Source organism: Bacillus sp. AK031, assembly GCF_053903065.1.
Window position 1 is genome coordinate 1,339,309 of the sequence record NZ_CP096424.1, and the last position, 20,336, is coordinate 1,359,644.

Consider the following 20,336-nt stretch of genomic DNA (forward strand, 5'->3'; position numbering starts at 1 on the left):
GAAAGGACCATGATATTTTTAATTGGATTTATGGGAGCGGGTAAAACGACGGTCGGGCTTGAATTGTCAAAGAAACTTGGCTGGTCCTGTTTTGATATGGACAGAATGATTGAAGAACAATATGGGATGCCGGTCAGAGAGATTTTCAGGAAGTTTGGTGAAAGTGAATTTCGAAAAATAGAAACAAAAATACTGCTGGAGCTGAAGGGTGATCAGTGTATCATTACAACAGGAGGAGGCGTGCCGGGAAAGGAAGTCAACCGCAGCCTGATGAAACAGAAAGGAACGGTTATTTGGCTGAATTGCAGTTTTGATGAAATAGCCAAACGGATAGTTGGTGATGAAACGCGTCCACTGCTCGAAGGAAAAGCCTTGGAAGAAGTCAAGGACTTATATACGAAGCGGCTTGCATTGTACAAAGCAGCTGCTGATTATGAGATCGAGACTTTGGGATTGTCTGTAAGCGGGACGGTGAAAAAAGTCCTTTCTTGTTTAAAGACTGATAGACATGGTGAAACTAACGAATGAAGCCTTAAGGATGGTGGATTTCAATGTCAATCAATGACTATGTCAAGTATATGACTCAAACAGTAGTGCAGCATCTTGAAAAGACGCCTCAGGAGCGTAAATCAATGAAGCAGACCAGGAAGAATGAGAGGCCGACATTTCTGTTTCGCTGGTTTGGTGTCATTCCTTATGCGTTGATGATTCTTTTCAAGAAAAAATGAAAAGCGGGATTGGACTTTTACTAGTTCAATCCCGTTTTTATATTTCGCTGGAACAAAATGTCATTCACTATGAAGGCTCCTTATGAATGAAGGTAAAACAGTCCGCCGTTTATGATTTCCACTTTGATTTTTGGCTCATATTGCTCAGTGAGTGCCTGCTGTTCCACATAATAGGACTCAGGCTTTTCGTCTTGACCATCATAGAACTGATTGAGCAGGTTTAAATCCTCCTGCCAGCGGGCTCTGGCAGACGCTGCCCAATCTGTGGACTGTGTTTGCAGCTCCCTTTGAATATGGGCCTGTATCCTGGAGATTCCACTCCTGGGTTTGATGATTGGAGTAAGAGTGAAAGAGAAATCAGGTATTTTAGGAGTGAGTGATTTTTTCATGAGTTCCTCATGAAAGCTTTCTTTCATCATTCCATTTATTAAATTCAACCCTATCGACTTCAACAGATCTTTTTTTAAATCGCATTGATAAGAAATTTTGATATTCAGTCCCAGCCAAGGCTGCAGGGGTGTTTGCCTCCCGGGAACTGCGGCTGACTTATCCTCATAAAGCCGGGTATAACTTGCCAGCTTTCTTGCTGAGAGGAAAATTTGATGCAGCCTTGGAGATCCAAAATGCAGCACCTCTCCTTTCAGTTTGTCGGGCACTTTCTCCTGGTCTGTTATCAAACAAAGTCTCATAGGGTTGGGTGTTCCGCCGGTTTTTTCAAGATAATGCCAGTAGAAAGGCCTGTTCATCAGCTCCTTATCGAGGTCAATCGTCAACTGTACATTCATGTATCCCGGCTTGTTGTCGACTATTTGACATTCATTGGCAGTAAAATACCGCTCAAGAAATTGATGAATTTCGCTTTGCTGCATTTTCTTGTTCCTCCTTCATATTTTCCGCAAATTGAATCATCGCCGATAAATTATCCATTTTGATTTTCATTTCACCTTCAGATCGGGAATGGGTGAAAATATCCTCAATATGGTCTTCGAATTTGCCAAAGTCAAGCTTGGTCAGGATGTCATCCAACTGTCCGATTACCTTTTCAAACAGATTTATTTTTTCATAGAGAAGCTTTAGAATATGTTCTTCGACTGTATTCCTCGTTGCAAAGTTATAGATGTGTACATCTTTGGTCTGACCAAGCCGGTGTACCCTGCCGATTCTTTGTTCAAGTCTCATTGGATTCCATGGCAGGTCAAAGTTGATGATGTGATGGCAGAACTGCAGATTGATTCCTTCTCCTCCAGCTTCTGTAGCGATAAGCACTTGTGCATGATTTTTGAACAACTCTCTCATCCAATCCTTCTTCCCCCGTTTAAATCCTCCTCTGAAGGGCACAGAAGTAATCCCATTCTGTTTCAGGAACCATTGGAGATATAATTGGGTTGCCCTGTACTCTGTGAAGATGATTACTTTGTCATTTACAGACTGAATGATCTTCAGGGCTTCTTGAGCTTTTGAGTTGGCCTGCACATTCTCCACTTTTTTCATTAATGCATTAACGTTGCTGGTAAGAAGGGGAGAAGGGTGCTCCTGGCGCTCCAGCATATTTTTCAGCGTATAGAAAACAGCTTCCCTGCTGCTGCATGCTTCTCTCTGCAGCGTCAATAGGGAGAAGGAACTTGACACCCTCTCCTCCTGGGGGCTTTTTAAAATAGAAAAGCTATCATAAAGCTCTCTCTCCTCTTTGCTGAAGTCGATAAGGACTGTCTTAACATGGCGCTTTGTCCATTCGATGCCGGTATCGCTTCGTCTGTTCCGGATCATCACTTTGTTGACCAGCTCTTTTAAATGGGCATCATTCCCTACCGAGCGGGATCCTTTTTTATATTTCTCTGCAAAAGCTGATTCATTGCCGAGATGCCCCGGCTTGAGCAGCGAAACCAAGTGGAAGATCTCTTCCACACGATTTTGGATGGGAGTGGCGGTGAGCAAAAGACAAAATTTCTTTTTTAAGCTTTGGACAAACTCATAGTTCTTTGTTTTATGGTTTTTCAACTTATGTGCTTCATCTATAATGACAAGATCATAATTTTGCTCATAAACCTTTTCTCTATGAGGACTTCGCTTGGCGGTGTCAATGGAAGATATGACGATATCACACTGATCCCATACATAGCTTTTTTTCTGGGCGACTGCGGGAATGAAGAACTTTGAGTTCAATTCAATCGCCCATTGAGAAACGAGCGATGCAGGAACCAGGATAAGCACTTTTTTCACCAGTCCGCGAATCATGTATTCTTTTAAAATCAATCCTGCTTCTATTGTTTTCCCGAGACCGACCTCATCTGCGAGAATGGCTTTGCCATTCATAGACTCGACAACCTGTTTCGCAACCTCGAGCTGATGGGGAAGCGGAGTAAGATTAGACAAATGTTTAGGAGCTTGCAGCCCTTCAAAGTTCGGAAAGACGGTTTGTTCCTCCACTTCAACTGCCAGCTTGAACAAATCCCAGTCAGACCAGGGGCCGTCCTTTTCAATTCTGGAAATCAATTCCTCGCTCCAAGTGTCATCGAATAGTACTTCTACGTCCATGAAAACAACTCCTTATTTTAATCATAAAAATGATTGCCGAAAATGCGTCATTAATGATAGGATGTAAGTAGATTTTTAAAGTTTAGAAATTTGTTAAAAACCGAACATTCTATTTTGAGCAGAATTCTTTATATTGTTAGTATGACCAATTTATTCAATGAATATTGGCGAATGAAAGCAAGAGGAGAGACTGTTACGTGACAGCGCCGAAGGAGCAAGCATTAATTTGTGAATCTCTCAGGCAAAAAGACTCTTGCCGGACGCATCTCTGGAGAGTGTTTCAGCAAGTGAAACCACCCAAGAAGAAAGCCATCATGTGGTAAACTTTCAGGTGAAAGGACAGAGGATCTCTTAACAAGGGGTTGCTTTGTCCTTTTTTGTGTGTATAGACACCCTATGGAAAGCGGTCAGTACAGTCAAAGAAGGTTCGTAGAATGAAGATATCAGATGAAGGGGGAAATATAATGTCACAATTGAATCGTACGCCTTTATTCGAAGTTTACAAGGAAAATGGCGGAAAGTGCATCGATTTTGGCGGTTGGGAGCTGCCTGTTCAATTTTCCAGCATCAAAGAGGAGCATGAAGCGGTCCGCACAAAAGCAGGTTTGTTTGATGTTTCTCACATGGGAGAAGTTGAAGTCAAAGGGAGCGGGGCGCTGGACTACTTGCAGAAAATGATGACGAATGATATTTCCCGCATTAAAGACGGCGGTGCCCAGTATACAGCAATGTGCTACCAAAACGGTGGGACAGTTGATGATCTGCTGGTCTATAAGATTGAAGACGATCATTACCTCCTGGTTGTCAACGCGGCTAACATTGAAAAGGACTACCAGTGGCTGGAAGAGCATGTTGAAGAGAACGTTGAGTTGAAAAACTTGTCTGAAGAGTATGCCCAGTTGGCTATTCAGGGTCCTCTGGCAGAACAGATCCTTCAAAAACTGGCTCAAGGTACTACCCTGAGAGATATTGGGTTCTTTAAATTTCAAAATGAAGTTGAATTAAACGGCGTCAAAGCCCTTGTCTCCCGTACTGGTTATACAGGTGAGGATGGCTTTGAGATCTATTGTCCTGCTGAAAGCGCTTCAAAGCTTTGGAGAGACATCCTTGAAGCCGGTGAACCTGAAGGAATTCTTCCGTGTGGACTTGGCTCGCGCGACACCCTTCGTTTCGAAGCGAACCTTGCTCTTTATGGACAGGAACTGACTGCTGATATCACGCCGATCGAGGCAGGAATCGGGTTCGCTGTAAAAGTGGATAAAGAAGCAGACTTCTACGGAAAAGAAATATTGACAAAACATAAAAAAGAAGGTGCCCCAAGGAAACTTGTCGGCATTGAAATGCTTGAGCGCGGAATTCCCCGCCACGGCTATAAAGTATTTAACAATGATGAAGAAATTGGTGAAGTGACAACGGGTACACAATCACCGACATTAAAGAAAAACATCGGCCTTGCCCTTGTTAAAGCAGAATACAGTGAGCTGGATACTGAATTATTCGTTGAAATCCGCGGGAAAAAGCTTATGGCAAAAGTTGTTCCAACACCATTCTATAAAAGACCAAAGAAGTAACAGGGAGGGGATTCCTTATGAAGCATCGTTATTTACCGATGACAGAACAAGACCAAAAAGAAATGCTCGATACAATAGGGGTAAGCTCAGTAGAAGAGCTGTTTGAAGATATTCCCGAAAAGGTAAGGTTCCAAGGCGAATACAATATCAAGAAAGCTAAATCTGAAACTGCGTTAATGAAAGAGTTAAGTGCGATGGCTGCAAAAAATGCAGACTTGCGCGCTAATTCATCTTTCCTTGGTGCTGGTGTTTATGATCATTATATGCCTGTCATAGTCGACCACGTATTATCACGTTCTGAATTCTATACAGCATACACTCCTTATCAGCCGGAAATCTCACAGGGGGAGCTGCAGGCGATTTTCGAATTCCAGACAATGATTTCTGAATTGACGGGAATGGATGTTGCCAACTCTTCTATGTATGACGGAGGTACGGCACTTGCCGAGGCTGCAATGCTGAGCGCAGGACAGACGAAACGCAAGAAAGTACTTGTTTCAAGTACCGTTCATCCTGAATCAAGAGACGTTCTTCGCTCTTATGCAAAAGGACAGTATATCGAAGTGGTTGAAATTCCGCATAAAGACGGGATCACAGATATCGATGCATTAAAAGAGCTGATGTCCGATGAAATAGCTGCTGTCATTGTCCAGTACCCTAACTTCTTTGGCAGAATTGAAGAGCTTTCACAACTGGAAGGAATCGTTCATGAGAAGAAAGCGATGTTTGTCGTTTCTTCTAACCCATTGGCTCTTGGTGTCTTGACACCTCCTGGCAAATTGGGAGCGGACATTGTGATCGGGGATGCTCAGCCATTTGGAATCCCAACCGCTTTCGGCGGCCCGCACTGCGGATATTTCGCCGTAACGAAGAAATTGATGCGTAAGGTGCCTGGACGTCTTGTCGGCCAGACTGTCGATGAAGAAGGACAGCGTGGTTTCGTGCTGACGCTTCAAGCGCGTGAACAGCATATCCGCCGTGATAAAGCTACATCAAATATTTGTTCAAACCAGGCCTTGAATGCTCTTGCGGCTTCCGTTGCCATGACGGCCCTGGGGAAAAACGGTGTTAAGGAAATGGCAGTACAGAATATCCAAAAAGCCCATTACGCAAAAGAAGCCCTTAAACAAAACGGAGTGGAAGTAGCTTTTGAAGGACCTTCTTTCAATGAGTTTGTTATCAAAACAAACCGCCCTGTAAAAGAAGTCAATTCAAACCTGCTTCAAAAAGGAATCATCGGAGGATACGATCTTGGTCTCGTTGATTCTGACTTAAATCAACATATGCTTGTAGCGGTTACAGAACTTCGTACAAAAGAAGAAATCGATACATTTGCTAAAGAATTGGGGGATTATCATGAATAAAACCGATCAGCCTCTCATTTTTGAATTATCAAAAGAAGGACGTACCGGCTACAGCCTGCCTGAGATGGATGTACCTCAAGTGGACTTGTCAGAATTGATCCCAGCTGGATATACCCGTGAAGAAGCACCTGAGCTTCCTGAGGTTTCAGAGCTGGATATCATGCGCCATTATACAGCATTGTCCAAACGTAACCATGGTGTGGACTCAGGTTTCTATCCTCTGGGTTCTTGTACAATGAAATACAACCCGAAAATCAATGAAAATGTGGCAAGATTCAATGGATTCGCTCACCTTCATCCACTACAGGAAACAGAAGGCGTACAAGGTGCATTGGAATTGATGTATGATTTGCAAGAGCACTTAAAAGAGATTACAGGCATGGATGAAGTTACGCTTCAGCCAGCTGCTGGTGCTCACGGTGAGTGGACTGGATTGATGATGATCCGTGCTTACCATGAAGCAAATGGTGATACAAACCGTACGAAAGTCATCGTTCCAGACTCTGCACATGGAACAAACCCGGCTTCTGCAACGGTAGCGGGATTTGAAACAGTTACAGTGAAATCCGACGAAAACGGATTGGTCGATATGGAAGACCTTAAACGTGTTGTCGGCGATGATACAGCTGCCTTAATGCTTACAAACCCTAATACATTGGGCTTGTTTGAAGAAAATATTCTGGAAATGGCTGCAATTGTCCATCAGGCCGGAGGTAAGCTGTATTATGACGGCGCCAACCTTAATGCCGTTATGTCTAAAGCACGTCCTGGGGACATGGGCTTTGATGTCGTTCACCTTAATCTTCACAAAACATTTACAGGACCTCACGGCGGCGGCGGTCCAGGAAGCGGCCCAGTCGGAGTAAAATCAGACTTGATACCTTATCTGCCAAAACCAATCCTCGTTAAAAGGGATGAAGGGTATATGTTCGATTATGACCGTCCTCAGTCAATAGGCCGTGTAAAACCTTACTATGGAAACTTCGGTATCAATGTGCGTGCTTACACGTACATTCGTACAATGGGTCCTGACGGTTTGAAAGCTGTAACAGAAAATGCGGTTATCAATGCGAACTATATGATGCGCAGACTTGCAACTCATTTTGAACTGCCGTATGACCGCCATTGCAAACATGAATTTGTTATCAGTGGAAAACGCCAGAAGAAACTGGGCGTACGTACATTGGATATCGCAAAACGCCTGCTTGACTTCGGATACCATCCGCCAACCATCTACTTCCCGTTAAACGTGGAAGAATGTATGATGATTGAGCCGACTGAAACAGAATCTAAAGAGACAATTGATGCGTTCATCGATGCGATGATCCAAATTGCAAAAGAAGCAGAAGAGAATCCAGAGATTGTCCAAGAAGCTCCGCATACAACAGTCATCAAACGTCTTGATGAAACACTGGCTGCACGTAAGCCTGTTTTACGCTATACAAAAGAAGCATAATGGAATAAGAAGGACGTCCTAATATAGGGCGTCTTTTTTTACTTTGATTGCTTGAAACGGTTTGGCGTTTTGCTGATAAACTTATTATTTCCGCCGATAAAAGCCAGCTTTTAGTCGATAAACAAGATAAAATCGCCAATAAATGAAAAAAACCGTTGATAAACCTCACAAAAACGCCGATAAAAGATGCTGTAAAAATAAATAATAGGGTATTGCCAAAGATTACCTCATATGATAAATTATCATTAACCGGTAAAAATAATTTAACCGAGTAAAAAATTAAACAGGTGTGATCTAATATTGCAGCCAATGATGATTATCAGAGATTACAATCAGCTAAAAGCTTTAAGTGATCCATTCAGAGTAAAGTTAATGTTACGGCTGGTGGAGAGTCCATACACAGGCCAGCAGCTGTCGGAGGTATTCGACTTGTCCCGTGCGCGAATCCATTATCATTTAAGGGAACTCGAAAAGCTGGAATTGATTGAAATAGTCAAAACAGAAGAAAAGAATGGTATCGTCCAAAAATTCTATCAGTCGGTGGCAAGTGGATTCTATCCGGATTCAAGCCTCATGCCTCATAAAGCAGAAATCAGCGACACCAAAAGGCAGATGCTGTACGCCATGCTCGACAGAACGATGACCAGGCTGATGGAGGCACCAAGTGAGGCATTTGAAGAAGCAGGCCCCCATGATCCGGCGGACTGGAACATTCTTGCAACTTCATGGGAGACAAAGGTGACAGAAGAAAATTTCAAGTGGTACACCAAGAAATACTTCGAGCTTCTGGAAGAATTTCAGTCTCGTGTGAAAGATGACCAGCATCATCCAGATGCCAAGGACTATTACATGTCCGGTTTTGGGTTTCAGGTGCATGAGTCCAATTTTGCTAAACGAATATCTAAAAAAGAAGAAGACAGGAAATAAGGAGGTTCAAAGGAGTCTCCGCTTTTTTTGGTAAAACGGTAAAAATTATTTTACCGAGAAAAATAATTTGTCTCTTTTTTGAATTAACAGTAAAAAAAATCTAACGGTTAATGAAAGGAGAAGTTAAAGGATGAAAGAATTGCTTATGAAAAATCGCAATTTCGCTGCTTTGTTCTTTGGAAGAATGGTTACAAATATAGGTGACAGCCTTTATTATGTTGCAGCAATGTGGCTGGTATATGAACTTGGAGGGAGTGCCTTTTATACGGGTCTTGCCGGATTCTTAACACTGCTGCCGGGAACTTTGCAATTTTTGGCGGGACCGATTGTTGACAGACTTCCGCTACAAAAGCTGCTTGTGTGGACGCAGGTATTACAGGCGATTCTGGTTCTGTTGATACCTTTAGCTTATTATGGCGGGTTTTTGACAGTATCCTTTATTTTGGTGGTAATGCCGCTGATTTCCGCGATTGAACAGTTTGCTTATCCCGCCCAGTCGACACTGCTCCCCAGGATCATCAGGAAAGATCAGCTTGTGAGAGGAAACTCTTTATTTTCCTTCGCTTATCAGGGTGTTGATTTAGCCTTTAATGCTTTGGCAGGTATTATGGTAGCTTTAGTAGGGGCGATCACTTTGTATATGATTGATGCAGTCACGTTTATCATTGCAGCTATTCTTTTTAAAATCATTAATATGAAGGCTGTGCAGAATCAAAATGAAAATGTGAGATCCAAAACCACGGTGCGGGAGAAATTCAGCAGTTACAAGAATGATCTGGTTGAAGGCTTTTCAATTGTATTTCGTTCACGCCTAGCAAAATTCTTATTGGGATCCATTGTCGCCAACTTCGCAATTGGTTCAATGTATGCTGTGATGCCAGCCTTTGCAAACATGAGGGGAGGGTCGGAGGCTTATGGCCTGTATTTAGCGGCTATCTCAGCCGGTGCGTTGATCGGTGCCTTGGCAGCATCTTTCTTTGGGAAGTATTCACTGGGCCGGCTTGTGATTGTGCTGTTTTTCCTGGGAGGGAGCTTCTGGATGGTGTCCGCATTTATCCCTTTAACTGTTGTCAGTATCGTTTGCTTCGGACTTTCATGGATACCCATCGGAGCAACAAATGTCATAATAGGTTCAGCGATACAATCTATTGTACCCCAACATTTAATGGGAAGGATCTTTTCGGTGACGGCGTCAATGGGAGCTGTTGCAATGCCATTTGGGTCCTTGATAGGGGGGTATTTTGCGGATGTTGTAAATCCTACGGCTGTTTTTGCAGGGGGAGCGGCCGGTATCCTATTTGTATCTGTGGTGTGGATATTGGATAGGGCACTGCGTACTCTTCCAAATTCAGCTGAAATTAAGCCGGAAGTACTGGGGATTGCTTCGGAAGTTAAGGTTCCTTCGTGAAATTTGGTTTTGTATGTCTTTACTGCAGTCTGGGATACAAACGAAAATCGAGTCCTTAAAGGGACCCGGTTTTTCTTCGAAGTAGTTCTGGTTTGGAGTACAAAACTAGAAAAAGCAGTCCAAAACGGACTGCTTTTTCACTATGGATTCGTAATAAAATTCACATCATCAATTTCACTAATTGAGTTTGTCGCCAATGGAAGGGGATTTAAAATAAAGGAAAATTTTTCCGTTAAACTGCAGAATTCAGCTGGGGAGAGGAAAATAAGGGAAGGATTTTCCGTTAAGCATGCTCAGTAACCCAATTTTGATGTTTTTTTAGTAAATAGCGGAAAATTTTTCCCTTAATTGAGCTATTTTCCCCGACATTTCCTCCATAAGGGAAATTTCTTCCCTTATGGTATGAATGCATGGTGCTGGTTCTTTTTGGTCCTTGCTTTTATGGTGGAGGGGGCCAGGAATAAAGAACCGCTTATTGAACAAACGAAGGGCTTAATTTATAAGAAAGAATCACCTTTCAACCAGTTATTTTAATCCTTATATGAACAAATTAACCATAATGGATAAAATCCGGTATATTTTTTTATACCATTCCACAAGTGAATCCGCCACGTAAATCAAAAGACTTCAAAATATATTTCAGTGTTGCGAAAACGTGATGCGATTTTAGATGCGAAAACACCAGTGAAAGTAAAAGATATGCTATAAAATCAATAAAAAATAGCATACGAATAATGGTGCGAATTCGTATGCTAAAGGACGATGAATTTTTATGGTTTGTACCTCTAAAGTGAACTACTTATTTTGCTTCTTACTTCTTCTTTTTAACTTTTCCTGTCCATTTTTTGAAACCGCCTTGCAACTGGTGAAGATCTCTGTACCCTTTGCGGCGAAGCATTTGAGCTGCTCTTCCGCTGCGCATACCGCTTTGGCAGTAGAGATAGACAGGCTGGTCATTGCGGATTTCCTGTTGCCTTTGCTTCATTTGGGAAAGCGGGATGTTTCTTGCCCCCAGAATATGTCCGTTTTCGAATTCATTTGGTTCTCTTACATCAATCAGTTGTGCTTTGCGATAGCCGGCACGAAATTCATCTTCAGTAAGATTATTGACAATACGCTTTTGCATGAAAAACGTAAATAGAGAATATACGATGATAGCACCTAAAACAACTAACAAAAAATATAAGCCTGACAATGTTTCTAACCCCTTTCAAATTTCACTAATCTCTATTATATTCTTCTTCTTTTGCAGAATCAAAAGAAATCTAGTCTTATTATATAATTGCACTCATTAAAAGGACAAGACAATCTTTTTGAGCAGCAAGCCTGCCTGTGAAAATCAGATAAGGCAGCAGGCAGTGCTTTTCTTCTTTGTTTTTTCCATATACTTTGATAGACTAGAATTCGACTTAAAAAGTGTAAAAGAGGGTATGCAATATGACGAAAGAAGTATGGAGATATATTGATTCGGGGAACTGTTCCCCATCCTTTAATATGGCCCTGGACGAAGCTTTACTCGATTGGCACAGTGAAGGGAAGACCCCCCCTGTGATCCGTTTCTATGGATGGGATCCGGCGACACTTTCAGTCGGCTACTTTCAGAAGGTAGAAAAAGAGATAAACATGGATGCTGTGAAGGAACATGGACTTGGATTCGTCCGCCGTCCGACTGGTGGGAGAGGGGTCCTTCATGAACATGAACTTACATATAGTGTGATTGTATCGGAAGATCATCCGGAAATGCCAAAAACGGTAACCGAAGCATACCGGGTCATCTCGGAGGGAATTCTTCAGGGATTCCGGTCGTTGGGACTTGAAGCTTACTTTGCAGTCCCTAGGACAGAGGAAGAAAAGCAAGGGCTGAAAAACCCCCGTTCTGCTGTGTGTTTCGATGCTCCCAGCTGGTATGAGCTGGTCGTCGAAGGCAGAAAGGTTGCCGGCAGTGCCCAGACACGCCAAAAAGGCGTAATCCTTCAACATGGATCCATTCTTCTTGATTTAGATGAAGATAAATTGTTCAGCTTATTCAAATATCCTAATGACCGTGTAAAAGAACGCATGCAGAGAGCATTCAAAAGCAAGGCGGTCGCGATGAATGAAATCAGCAAGGAGAAAGTCACGCTGGAAATGGCAAAAGCGGCTTTTAAAGAAGGATTCGAGCAGGGGCTTGGTATTGAACTGGAGCCATATGATTTGTCAGAAGAAGAAACACAATATGTAGTAGAGCTGGCGCAAAAGAGATACAAGTCAGATGAATGGAATTTCAAAAGATAACTCGTTTTAAAAAGTCAATAGGATAATACGAAATTTAAATTTTTTTTGAAAAAGCGATGAAAATCGCTTTTTTGCTTTTTACCAAGGGTTGAAGGAACTCTCATTTATTTCAACCTTGAAAATTGTTGTGTTTTGTTCATTCTCGCCGGTGAATCTATTAAAAACTTCTTTTTTCTCGTCTTTCCAGCTTTTTCTCTGTTTGACAAAAAAGGATTAACTTGACCGTAACACAATATATTGTGTGTCGAAAAATATTTTACACACTATATATAGTGTGTATTGGTTGATTTTCAATTTTCCATGTGATAAGTTTATTTCTGAAAACAACATTGATAGAGACAGAGAAAAATATTCAATATAGTAGTTTAAGGAGTTGTATGTATGTCAGTCGTATCGAAACAAGAAATGCAGATTAATAATGAGAGATTAAACAAGGCTATCGGTTTGTTCCCGCAAGTCCACTCAATTACCCCGGACATGAACATTACACATAAGGGTGTTTCCCGCCTCGTAATGATTGACCGCTACTCTTTTAAAGATACAGAAAAGATCACACTTACTGAAGGTGACTTCGTCGTACTGACAATTAAAGAAGATCCAAAATTTCCTGCCAGAGGGTTGGGCACCATTAAAAGCATTGACTGGGAAAACAAGCAGGCAGAGGTATTGATAGATGAGGAATACCGCAGCGCACTTGATAACCCTCAAGAAGCTGAAACAGCTGTTGTCAAACGTTCACTGGATGTTATCGAAAAGCCTTTGGAAATCTATTACGAGCAGATTGCCAAGCGAAATGCTACAGGCCTTGCAAGTGTCGAAACGACTGAAGAAAAAAGAAAAGAATGGTACGAGAAATTTTACCATGAGCTAGTAAATATGAATTTCGTGCCTGCAGGCCGTGTTCTTTACGGGGCAGGAGCCGAAACAGATGTTACGTACTTTAACTGTTATGTGATGCCGTTTGTAAAAGATTCAAGAGACGGGATTTCTGATCACCGTAAACAGGTCATGGAAATCATGAGCCGAGGCGGCGGAGTTGGAACAAACGGATCTACATTAAGGCCGCGCAACACACTGGCAAGAGGTGTGAACGGTAAATCTTCAGGTTCAGTATCCTGGCTTGATGATATTGCGAAATTGACACACCTGGTTGAGCAGGGCGGCTCAAGACGTGGTAAATAAGTGCCTCGTCTTTAAATAAACCTCGTGAATTGCTGGAAACTCTTTAATGGTATCGTGTTATGTTTGTCATCCTAAATGGTATATTAAGATATAAACAAACGTGAGGGTGAATGACATGAAACCATATGATGCAAAGGATTCTCAAATGTGTAAGATTTGTGGATTTGAAATTTCTCATAATAAACAAGGACGATTCACATCGCATATAAAAAATGAACATGGTTTAACATTGAAAGATTACTTGATTAGCTATTATTATACTGAGGATGACCTAGAATGCTTCAATGATACGTGCAACGGTATTGTGCAGCTTAGAAGGGGTAAACCTAATAAATACTGTAGCACAGGATGTGGACGGCGCCTAAGCCGGTTAAGAGAGTGTGAAGTTTGCTCAAAAGAATTCGAAAAAGAAGATCTAAGAGTAAAGACTTGCAGTGAGGATTGCCATAAGCTTTTCAAAAGCAGATTGGCAAAAACTTGGCACGAGTCAATGGATGAAGAAAAGAGGCTTCAACACTTTCATAACATCATATCTAAGACTGCGATAACTCGAAAAGAAAACGGAACTCCCTCATGGAATAGTGGCAAGACTGGTATCTACAGTGAAGAAACCATAGAAAAGATTCGACAAGCTACCTTAAGGCAAATGGAAGATCAAGTCTTTCAAAAAACAAAGATAGAATACATTATCGAGAAGTACCTTAAGAAATTGAATGTTAATTACAAGTACTCATTCATTCTTCAAAAAAGGCAATTTGACTTTTTGCTTGTTGAATATCAAATTATTATTGAATGCGATGGAGATTACTGGCATGCTAATCCTAAGTTTTATCCAGAACCGAAAGATTGGCAAAAAGAAAGAAGCCAAATCGACTTAGAAAAAAATGAGATTGCTCAAAGGAATGGATATCAAATTACACGTTTCTGGGAAGATGACATACTCAATAATTTTGATTATGTAAAACACATCATAAATAACTTACTGGCTACAACGCAGCTGGAAACGGCAAACGTGAATGCTTAAAAACAGTAAGTTGAAAAAGACAATCAGCAGCCAAGCTCCTTTAAAATGGAGAAGGTTCAACGACCATCGAAAGCACGTTGTAATCAGCGGAAGCGAGTAGAGTAGGAATCAAGCGATTCCCAAGTGCGAGGGCACTCTAGAGAGTGTAAGATATGGTCTGAACTCTAAGGTGACTTAGAGAGTTGATGTAGCGATTCAACGTAACGAATTGGCCCAAATGATCATGTTGTCAGATTGGCACCCGGATATCATCGAATTTATCATTTCCAAAATGCAGAACCCGCGTATTTTGCGTTATCTACTGGAAAACACAGAAGATGAACAAATTAAAAAAGCGGCAAAAGATAAATTGAAATTTACTCCGCTTACCGAACAGGAAAAAGATATGTACCAGGGAATCATCAATTATAAGCAGATCCCGGGATTCGGCGGTTTTTCTGAAAAGATCTTTAAGGATGCTGAAGAGAAGCTGAGAACGGGGGGGACCTACTCTGTTCATAACCCAGAGTTTCTAACAGGTGCGAATATTTCCGTCTGCCTGACAAGTGACTTTATGGAGGCTGTAGAAAATGATACTGAATACAGCCTGCGCTTCCCTGATGTAGAGAAATATGATGAGGAAGAAATGAAATTCTATAATGAAAAATGGCAGGAAGTGGGCGATGTCCGCGAGTGGGAAGAAATGGGATACAAAGTCCGCACTTACAGAAAAATGCGGGCAAAAGAGTTATGGAACCTGATTAATGTATGTGCAACGTATTCTGCAGAGCCTGGCATCTTCTTTATCGATAATGCGAACGATATGACAAATGCCAAAGCATACGGACAGAAAGTTGTTGCAACGAACCCTTGTGGTGAGCAGCCACTCGCGCCATTTTCCGTCTGCAACCTCGCTGCAGTGAACCTTGCAGAATTTGCTGACAAAGAAAGTAAAACGGTCGATTTTGAAAAACTGAAGAAGACAGTTGAAGTAGGCGTACGCATGCAGGATAACGTCATTGACGCTACTCCTTACTTCCTTGAGCAAAACAAAAAGCAGGCACTTGGTGAACGCCGTGTCGGTCTTGGGGTAATGGGTCTTGCTGATCTGTTGATCTACTGTGAAAAAGAATATGGTTCTGAAGAAGGAAACCAACTAGTAGATGAAGTGTTTGAAACGATTGCCGTGACGGCGTATCGTACATCGGTTGAGCTGTCAAAGGAAAAAGGCAGCTTCCCATTCCTCCAAGGGGAAACAAAAGAAGAAACGAATCGTCTTAGGGAAGCCTTCATCAATACAGGGTATATGAGTAAAATGCCTGAAGATGTAAGGCAATCGATCCTGGAAAATGGTATTCGCAACTCCCACCTGCTTACCGTTGCACCGACAGGAAGCACCGGCACGATGGTGGGTGTGGCAACCGGTCTTGAGCCATACTTCTCCTTTACTTACTATAGAAGCGGCAGGTTAGGGAAATTTATTGAAGTGAAAGCTGAAATTGTTCAAGAGTATCTTGACCGCAACCCTGAAGTGGATCCGGATTCCCTTCCGGAGTGGTTTGTATCATCAATGGAACTTGCTCCTGAAGCACATGCAGATGTTCAGTGTGTCATTCAGCGCTGGATCGACAGTTCCATCTCTAAAACGGTGAATGCGCCGCGAGGCTATTCAGTTGACCAGGTTGAAGGTGTCTATGAAAGGCTTTATAAAGGCGGAGCAAAAGGTGGAACGGTTTATGTTGACGGCAGCCGGGATTCACAGGTTCTTACTCTTAAAGCAGAAGAAAACAGCTTTGAGGAAGAGGAGTCAGAGCAGCCAATATCACAAAGCAAAAAGCCGGTTGTTCTTGTCGATACAATTCAAGATGTAAGATCTACAGATGTCACGATCGGCTCAGAAGTTGGAAACACTTGCCCAGTCTGCCGAAAAGGAACGGTAAAAGATATGGGCGGATGCAATACATGTACGAACTGTGGGGCCCAGTTGAAGTGCGGACTATGATATAACTCAGAAGGGGAAATTAATTCCCCTTCTATTTTTTTATTCTAAAATCCTTCGAATTGAATTAAAGATGTAATAAGGAAACTTCGAAGGAGATGGTTCCATGAACATCGATGGTGTATTTTCAGGTGGTGGAATCAAAGGGCTTGCCCTTATTGGAGCCTATCAGGCAATCGAAGAAAAAGGTCTGAAGTTCAAACGGCTGGCGGGAACCAGCGCGGGAGCCATAATTGCAGGTTTTATTGCAGCTGGCTACAAGAGTGAAACGCTGATGAATATCATGGACGAAATTGACTTGACAGATTTATTGGATAAAAGTACTTTGCTATCCTCAATTCCATTTGCACGGTGGATCAAAGTATATTGGAAACTCGGTCTGTATAAGGGTGATGCACTTGAACGATGGATTGAAGAGAAGTTGCGGGTGAGAGGAATTTATACCTTTGCCGATTTACCTCCAGGCGCATTAAGGGTCATAGCATCCGACCTTTCAAATGGACGCCTGATGGTACTGCCGGATGACCTCGAAAAATACGGCATTGCCAAAGAGACTTTCCCGGTGGCCAAAGCAATCAGAATGAGTGCCAGCCTGCCCTATTTTTTTGAACCGGTCCGGTTAAGGTCTCTGGATGGACTGAGTCTTGTCGTGGATGGAGGGGTTTTGAGCAACTTTCCCATGTGGCTTTTTGATAAAGAGAATACGAAAAAATTGAGACCGGTGCTGGGTATAAAGCTTAGCCACAATATCCAGGAAAGGCCGAAAAACGAAATAAATAATGCGATAGATTTGTATGATGCCTTGTTTCAAACAATGAAAGATGCACATGATTCAAGATATATTTCAAGGAAGCATTCGACTAACATCATCTTTATTCCTACAGAAGGTGTCCTTACCACAGAGTTCCAATTGACAGAAGAGAAGAAAAAAGAACTAGCGGACTATGGCTATAATGAAGCGAAATCTTTCCTGCAAAGCTGGAGTTATTAGCGGGAAAACTTTATAGGGAAATAAAAAAATCGAGCTAGAGAGATGCTCGATTTTTTCTATTTTTTTTACCTTCAATTACTGTCAAATTTGCCTGAGACTTTTTACGGTAGGATTTTTTGCGGAATGGATTTGGTGCGCTTGCTTTTGTTGCCGCTGTTTTCTTATTAAACCGCTTCTTAGATTGTCTTGCCGCCTTCACGAAGGCTTTTTGATCTTTATTTTTGCCCTTTCCACCCATAACCACTTTCCGGAATATAAAATAGATTACTCCTGCGATAGCAGCAAAAATGAGGATTCTTTGAAGAAGAGCAAGTGGATCTCCCATCAGTGTGGACACCAATCCGACAGAGGCTAAAAGAATAACAGCTCCTGTAATTATGATACGAGCATTCAAGAAGGTCACCTCCCTTGGAAATGAAAATAAGAGCACAAAACGCCTTTATATATATTTTAGACTATTTTTCTTCTTTTTAACCGTGTTTCTGTTTTATTTTACACATTTACCTTTACTTGGAAGCGAATGAAAGACCGTACAGTAAATTCAATTGTAGATATTATTCTCAAGTGGGGTCTAACGCCTGCAGCGAAAATCAAATTCATCCTAATTCTACTAAAAAATGGCCCACTCTGCCAAATGGGGAGTTGAAGTGAAATTTAAAGTTAAATATGGGATGGATATGAAATACTTTTACGTAAATGGACATACTACCCAAAGGAGGTGTTTTGATGTCTGCAAATGAAGAAAAACCATCACAAGATAAAGAATTGGAACAGAATAAGCAGGAAAAACCCCTGTCATTTATTGGAATGGTGGTCACGACAGGATTCACTGGCGGGCTGCTATGGAGCGGGATTGCCTACATTTGTTATATGTTCTCCTTTACCAAACTTGAGCCGAACATCATTCTGGAGCCTTGGGCTGTCGGAGACTGGAAAGAGTCCTGGCTTGGTATTGTCATTTCGATTATTGCCTATGGCCTGATCTCGATCGGTGTTGCACTTTTATACTATGCTGCTCTAAGAAAGCTGAAGTCGATGTGGGTGGGTGCCGGATACGGGCTGGCATTGATGCTGGTTGTTTTCCTGGTGCTGAATCCGCTTTTCCCAAGTATGAAAGCCTTGACAGATACGGACTATAATACATTGATTACATCAGCATGCCTTTATATTTTATATGGAGTGTTTATCGGATACTCTATTTCTTACGAAGAAAACGAGCTCCGTCATCAACATGAGAAAGAGCAGGTCAGGAATGAAGGAGTTTAGACAATGTAGTAGGTTTGTCAATTAGTTTGTGTTAGAATGTTCATGTTGAACATTCTATTTTTATGGGTGAATACATATGTACAAAATTCTTCTGCTTAATGGTCCTAACCTTAACCGCTTAGGAAAGAGAGAACCGGACATTTATGGAAAAACTACTTTAAGTGAGCTTGAAATCAGAATGAAGAAAACAGCCTTATCGGCAGGTTATGAATTGAAGGCGGAACAATCGAATCATGAAGGCGAGCTTATCGATTCTATTCATTGGGCTGAGGATGAGGGATTTTCCGGGATTATTTTCAACCCCGGTGCATTTACACATTACAGCTATGCAATAAGAGATGCAGTAGCCAGTGTCGATCTTCCCGTGATTGAGGTTCATATTTCCAATGTTCATAAACGAGAGCCATTCAGGCATCATTCTGTCCTTGCGGAAGTATCGTACGGTCAGATTGTCGGTCTTGGTCTTTTCGGCTATGAACTCGCCCTGCAAGCTCTTATAAAAAAACAAAAGGGAGATGAAGAAAATGAGTAAACTTGATAAATTAAGAGAGAAATTTTCTGAGAACAATATTGATGGTATACTGATTACAAGCCAATACAACCGCCGTTATATGACTGGTTTTACAGGATCTTCCGGAGTAGCCATCATAACTGCAGACAGCGCTTTATTCATCACGGATTTCCGCTATACAGAGCAAGCTGCAGAACAGGCTAAAGGGTTTGAAATAATTCAGCATAAAGGGCCTATCCCTAATGAAGTTGCGACTCAGGTCGAAAAGCTTGGAATCAAAAAGCTTGGATTTGAAAAAAACTATATGACTTACTCTGCTTTTGAAAGCTACCGCAGCAAGGTTGATGCTGAGCTGGTTCCTGTAAGCGGTCTTATTGAAGATCTTCGTTTGGTAAAAACGGAAGCGGAATTAAAAATCATCAAAGATGCTGCAGATATCGCAGATGCTGCATTCAAACATATCCTTGACTTTATCAAACCTGGGAAAACAGAATTGGAAGTATCCAATGAGCTTGAATTCTTCATGAGAAAAGCAGGTGCAACTTCTTCTTCTTTCGATATCATTGTTGCATCAGGACTTCGTTCTGCTCTTCCACATGGTGTGGCAAGTGACAAAGTCATTGAAAAAGGTGACTTCATCACACTTGATTACGGAGCTTATTACAACGGATATTGTTCAGATATGACAAGAACGATTTCTGTAGGTGAGCCTTCTGAAAAACTGAAAGAAATCTACGATGTTGTGCTTCAGTCACAGCTTAAGGCTATGGAAGAAATCAAACCTGGCATGACAGGTGCACAAGCGGACGCGATTTCCAGAGATTACATTAAGGAAAAAGGATATGGCGAATACTTCGGCCATTCTCTTGGACATGGTATCGGGCTGGAGGTTCACGAAGGACCAGGATTGTCACACCTTTCTGAAACAGTGTTAAAACCTGGCATGATCGTAACAGTTGAGCCGGGAATCTATGTACAAGGTGTCGGCGGAGTTCGTATTGAAGATGATACATTAATCACTGAAAACGGTAATGAAACGCTTACACATTCAACTAAAGAGTTAATTATTCTTTAATATATTTTTGCCGCAAGAAAGAACAGATGCATTAAAATAGTCATTC

17 protein-coding genes, 2 pseudogenes and 2 riboswitches are annotated in these 20,336 nt (G+C 41.8%); of the genes and pseudogenes, 15 read left to right on the forward strand and 4 right to left on the reverse strand.

From position 1 onward, the window contains the following. The first annotated feature begins 9 nt into the window (after positions 1–9). Entirely contained in the window at positions 10–528 is a 519-nt protein-coding gene (locus tag M1E09_RS06655) for a shikimate kinase (protein ID WP_456274062.1), read from the forward strand. A gap of 23 nt (positions 529–551) precedes the next feature. Then, positions 552–728, forward strand: a complete 177-nt coding sequence (locus M1E09_RS06660; protein ID WP_456274063.1) for a YqzE family protein — start codon at positions 552–554, stop codon at positions 726–728. An 80-nt stretch (positions 729–808) separates the two neighbouring features. Here the strand turns inward: M1E09_RS06660 and M1E09_RS06665 are convergent, their stop codons facing one another. Continuing rightward, positions 809–1,597, reverse strand: coding sequence for a YqhG family protein (locus M1E09_RS06665; RefSeq protein ID WP_456274064.1), 789 nt, complete (start codon positions 1,595–1,597; stop codon positions 809–811). Then, entirely contained in the window at positions 1,566–3,263 is a 1,698-nt protein-coding gene (locus M1E09_RS06670) for a DEAD/DEAH box helicase (RefSeq protein ID WP_456274065.1), read from the reverse strand. Before M1E09_RS06670 ends, M1E09_RS06665 begins: the two co-directional genes overlap by 32 nt. A gap of 171 nt (positions 3,264–3,434) precedes the next feature. Further along, a riboswitch (glycine riboswitch) is annotated at positions 3,435–3,526 on the forward strand. A 3-nt stretch (positions 3,527–3,529) separates the two neighbouring features. After that, a riboswitch (glycine riboswitch) is annotated at positions 3,530–3,608 on the forward strand. Positions 3,609–3,727: 119 nt separating this feature from the next. Between M1E09_RS06670 and gcvT the strand changes: the two genes are divergently transcribed. From gcvT to M1E09_RS06695, 5 genes are all read left to right on the forward strand, one after another. Next, complete coding sequence (gene gcvT / locus M1E09_RS06675) at positions 3,728–4,834, forward strand: glycine cleavage system aminomethyltransferase GcvT (RefSeq protein ID WP_456274066.1); 1,107 nt, start codon at positions 3,728–3,730, stop codon at positions 4,832–4,834. A 17-nt stretch (positions 4,835–4,851) separates the two neighbouring features. Next, the gene (gcvPA, locus tag M1E09_RS06680) at positions 4,852–6,198 is read left to right on the forward strand and encodes an aminomethyl-transferring glycine dehydrogenase subunit GcvPA (RefSeq protein ID WP_456274067.1); all 1,347 of its coding nucleotides are present in this window, start codon (positions 4,852–4,854) and stop codon (positions 6,196–6,198) included. After that, positions 6,191–7,654: an aminomethyl-transferring glycine dehydrogenase subunit GcvPB gene (gene gcvPB, locus M1E09_RS06685; protein ID WP_456274068.1), complete on the forward strand. Its 1,464-nt coding sequence runs from the start codon at positions 6,191–6,193 to the stop codon at positions 7,652–7,654. Before gcvPA ends, gcvPB begins: the two co-directional genes overlap by 8 nt. Before the next feature lie 309 nt (positions 7,655–7,963). Beyond that, positions 7,964–8,581, forward strand: a complete 618-nt coding sequence (locus M1E09_RS06690) for an ArsR/SmtB family transcription factor (protein WP_456274921.1) — start codon at positions 7,964–7,966, stop codon at positions 8,579–8,581. A 130-nt stretch (positions 8,582–8,711) separates the two neighbouring features. After that, positions 8,712–9,989 (forward strand): MFS transporter, encoded by a 1,278-nt coding sequence (locus M1E09_RS06695; protein ID WP_456274069.1) that lies wholly within the window; start codon positions 8,712–8,714, stop codon positions 9,987–9,989. A gap of 811 nt (positions 9,990–10,800) precedes the next feature. Here the strand turns inward: M1E09_RS06695 and M1E09_RS06700 are convergent. Continuing rightward, on the reverse strand, positions 10,801–11,184 hold the full coding sequence (locus tag M1E09_RS06700) for a rhodanese-like domain-containing protein (protein ID WP_456274070.1): 384 nt from the start codon (positions 11,182–11,184) through the stop codon (positions 10,801–10,803). Between the two features lie 242 nt (positions 11,185–11,426). Between M1E09_RS06700 and M1E09_RS06705 the strand changes: the two genes are divergently transcribed. The 5 genes and pseudogenes from M1E09_RS06705 (at position 11,427) to M1E09_RS06725 (ending at position 17,438) form a co-directional block, all read left to right on the forward strand. Next, positions 11,427–12,263 (forward strand): lipoate--protein ligase family protein, encoded by an 837-nt coding sequence (locus tag M1E09_RS06705; protein ID WP_456274071.1) that lies wholly within the window; start codon positions 11,427–11,429, stop codon positions 12,261–12,263. A 381-nt stretch (positions 12,264–12,644) separates the two neighbouring features. Beyond that, positions 12,645–13,439 (forward strand): annotated as a pseudogene (locus tag M1E09_RS06710) (ribonucleotide reductase N-terminal alpha domain-containing protein); the annotation flags it as partial. A 121-nt stretch (positions 13,440–13,560) separates the two neighbouring features. Further along, positions 13,561–14,469, forward strand: a complete 909-nt coding sequence (locus M1E09_RS06715) for an endonuclease domain-containing protein (protein WP_456274072.1) — start codon at positions 13,561–13,563, stop codon at positions 14,467–14,469. A gap of 211 nt (positions 14,470–14,680) precedes the next feature. Continuing rightward, positions 14,681–16,450: pseudogene (locus M1E09_RS06720) on the forward strand (vitamin B12-dependent ribonucleotide reductase); the annotation flags it as partial. A 103-nt stretch (positions 16,451–16,553) separates the two neighbouring features. Further along, positions 16,554–17,438: a patatin-like phospholipase family protein gene (locus tag M1E09_RS06725; RefSeq protein ID WP_456274073.1), complete on the forward strand. Its 885-nt coding sequence runs from the start codon at positions 16,554–16,556 to the stop codon at positions 17,436–17,438. Positions 17,439–17,472: 34 nt separating this feature from the next. Here M1E09_RS06725 and M1E09_RS06730 read toward each other — a convergent pair whose 3' ends face one another. After that, positions 17,473–17,832 (reverse strand): SA1362 family protein, encoded by a 360-nt coding sequence (locus M1E09_RS06730; RefSeq protein WP_456274074.1) that lies wholly within the window; start codon positions 17,830–17,832, stop codon positions 17,473–17,475. A 332-nt stretch (positions 17,833–18,164) separates the two neighbouring features. On the opposite strand from M1E09_RS06730, the gene M1E09_RS06735 reads away from it, so the two are divergent. The 3 genes from M1E09_RS06735 to M1E09_RS06745 all read left to right on the forward strand — a co-directional run bounded on the left by M1E09_RS06735 (position 18,165) and on the right by M1E09_RS06745 (position 20,290). After that, a complete protein-coding gene (locus M1E09_RS06735) occupies positions 18,165–18,704 on the forward strand; it encodes a YqhR family membrane protein (RefSeq protein WP_456274075.1) in 540 nt (179 codons plus the stop codon). A gap of 76 nt (positions 18,705–18,780) precedes the next feature. Further along, on the forward strand, positions 18,781–19,236 hold the full coding sequence (gene aroQ / locus M1E09_RS06740) for a type II 3-dehydroquinate dehydratase (RefSeq protein ID WP_456274076.1): 456 nt from the start codon (positions 18,781–18,783) through the stop codon (positions 19,234–19,236). Then, on the forward strand, positions 19,229–20,290 hold the full coding sequence (locus tag M1E09_RS06745; protein ID WP_456274077.1) for a M24 family metallopeptidase: 1,062 nt from the start codon (positions 19,229–19,231) through the stop codon (positions 20,288–20,290). The genes aroQ and M1E09_RS06745 overlap by 8 nt, the downstream gene beginning before the upstream one ends. Positions 20,291–20,336 lie beyond the last annotated feature (46 nt).

Coding starts and splice junctions, on each gene's coding strand:
- M1E09_RS06655 (WP_456274062.1), top strand. CDS start 10: ATGATATTTTTAATTGGATTTATGGGAGCGGGTAAAACGACGGTCGGG.
- M1E09_RS06660 (WP_456274063.1), top strand. CDS start 552: ATGTCAATCAATGACTATGTCAAGTATATGACTCAAACAGTAGTGCAG.
- M1E09_RS06665 (WP_456274064.1), bottom strand. CDS start 1,597: ATGCAGCAAAGCGAAATTCATCAATTTCTTGAGCGGTATTTTACTGCC.
- M1E09_RS06670 (WP_456274065.1), bottom strand. CDS start 3,263: ATGGACGTAGAAGTACTATTCGATGACACTTGGAGCGAGGAATTGATT.
- gcvT (WP_456274066.1), top strand. CDS start 3,728: ATGTCACAATTGAATCGTACGCCTTTATTCGAAGTTTACAAGGAAAAT.
- gcvPA (WP_456274067.1), top strand. CDS start 4,852: ATGAAGCATCGTTATTTACCGATGACAGAACAAGACCAAAAAGAAATG.
- gcvPB (WP_456274068.1), top strand. CDS start 6,191: ATGAATAAAACCGATCAGCCTCTCATTTTTGAATTATCAAAAGAAGGA.
- M1E09_RS06690 (WP_456274921.1), top strand. CDS start 7,964: ATGATGATTATCAGAGATTACAATCAGCTAAAAGCTTTAAGTGATCCA.
- M1E09_RS06695 (WP_456274069.1), top strand. CDS start 8,712: ATGAAAGAATTGCTTATGAAAAATCGCAATTTCGCTGCTTTGTTCTTT.
- M1E09_RS06705 (WP_456274071.1), top strand. CDS start 11,427: ATGACGAAAGAAGTATGGAGATATATTGATTCGGGGAACTGTTCCCCA.
- M1E09_RS06715 (WP_456274072.1), top strand. CDS start 13,561: ATGAAACCATATGATGCAAAGGATTCTCAAATGTGTAAGATTTGTGGA.
- M1E09_RS06725 (WP_456274073.1), top strand. CDS start 16,554: ATGAACATCGATGGTGTATTTTCAGGTGGTGGAATCAAAGGGCTTGCC.
- M1E09_RS06735 (WP_456274075.1), top strand. CDS start 18,165: ATGTCTGCAAATGAAGAAAAACCATCACAAGATAAAGAATTGGAACAG.
- aroQ (WP_456274076.1), top strand. CDS start 18,781: ATGTACAAAATTCTTCTGCTTAATGGTCCTAACCTTAACCGCTTAGGA.
- M1E09_RS06745 (WP_456274077.1), top strand. CDS start 19,229: ATGAGTAAACTTGATAAATTAAGAGAGAAATTTTCTGAGAACAATATT.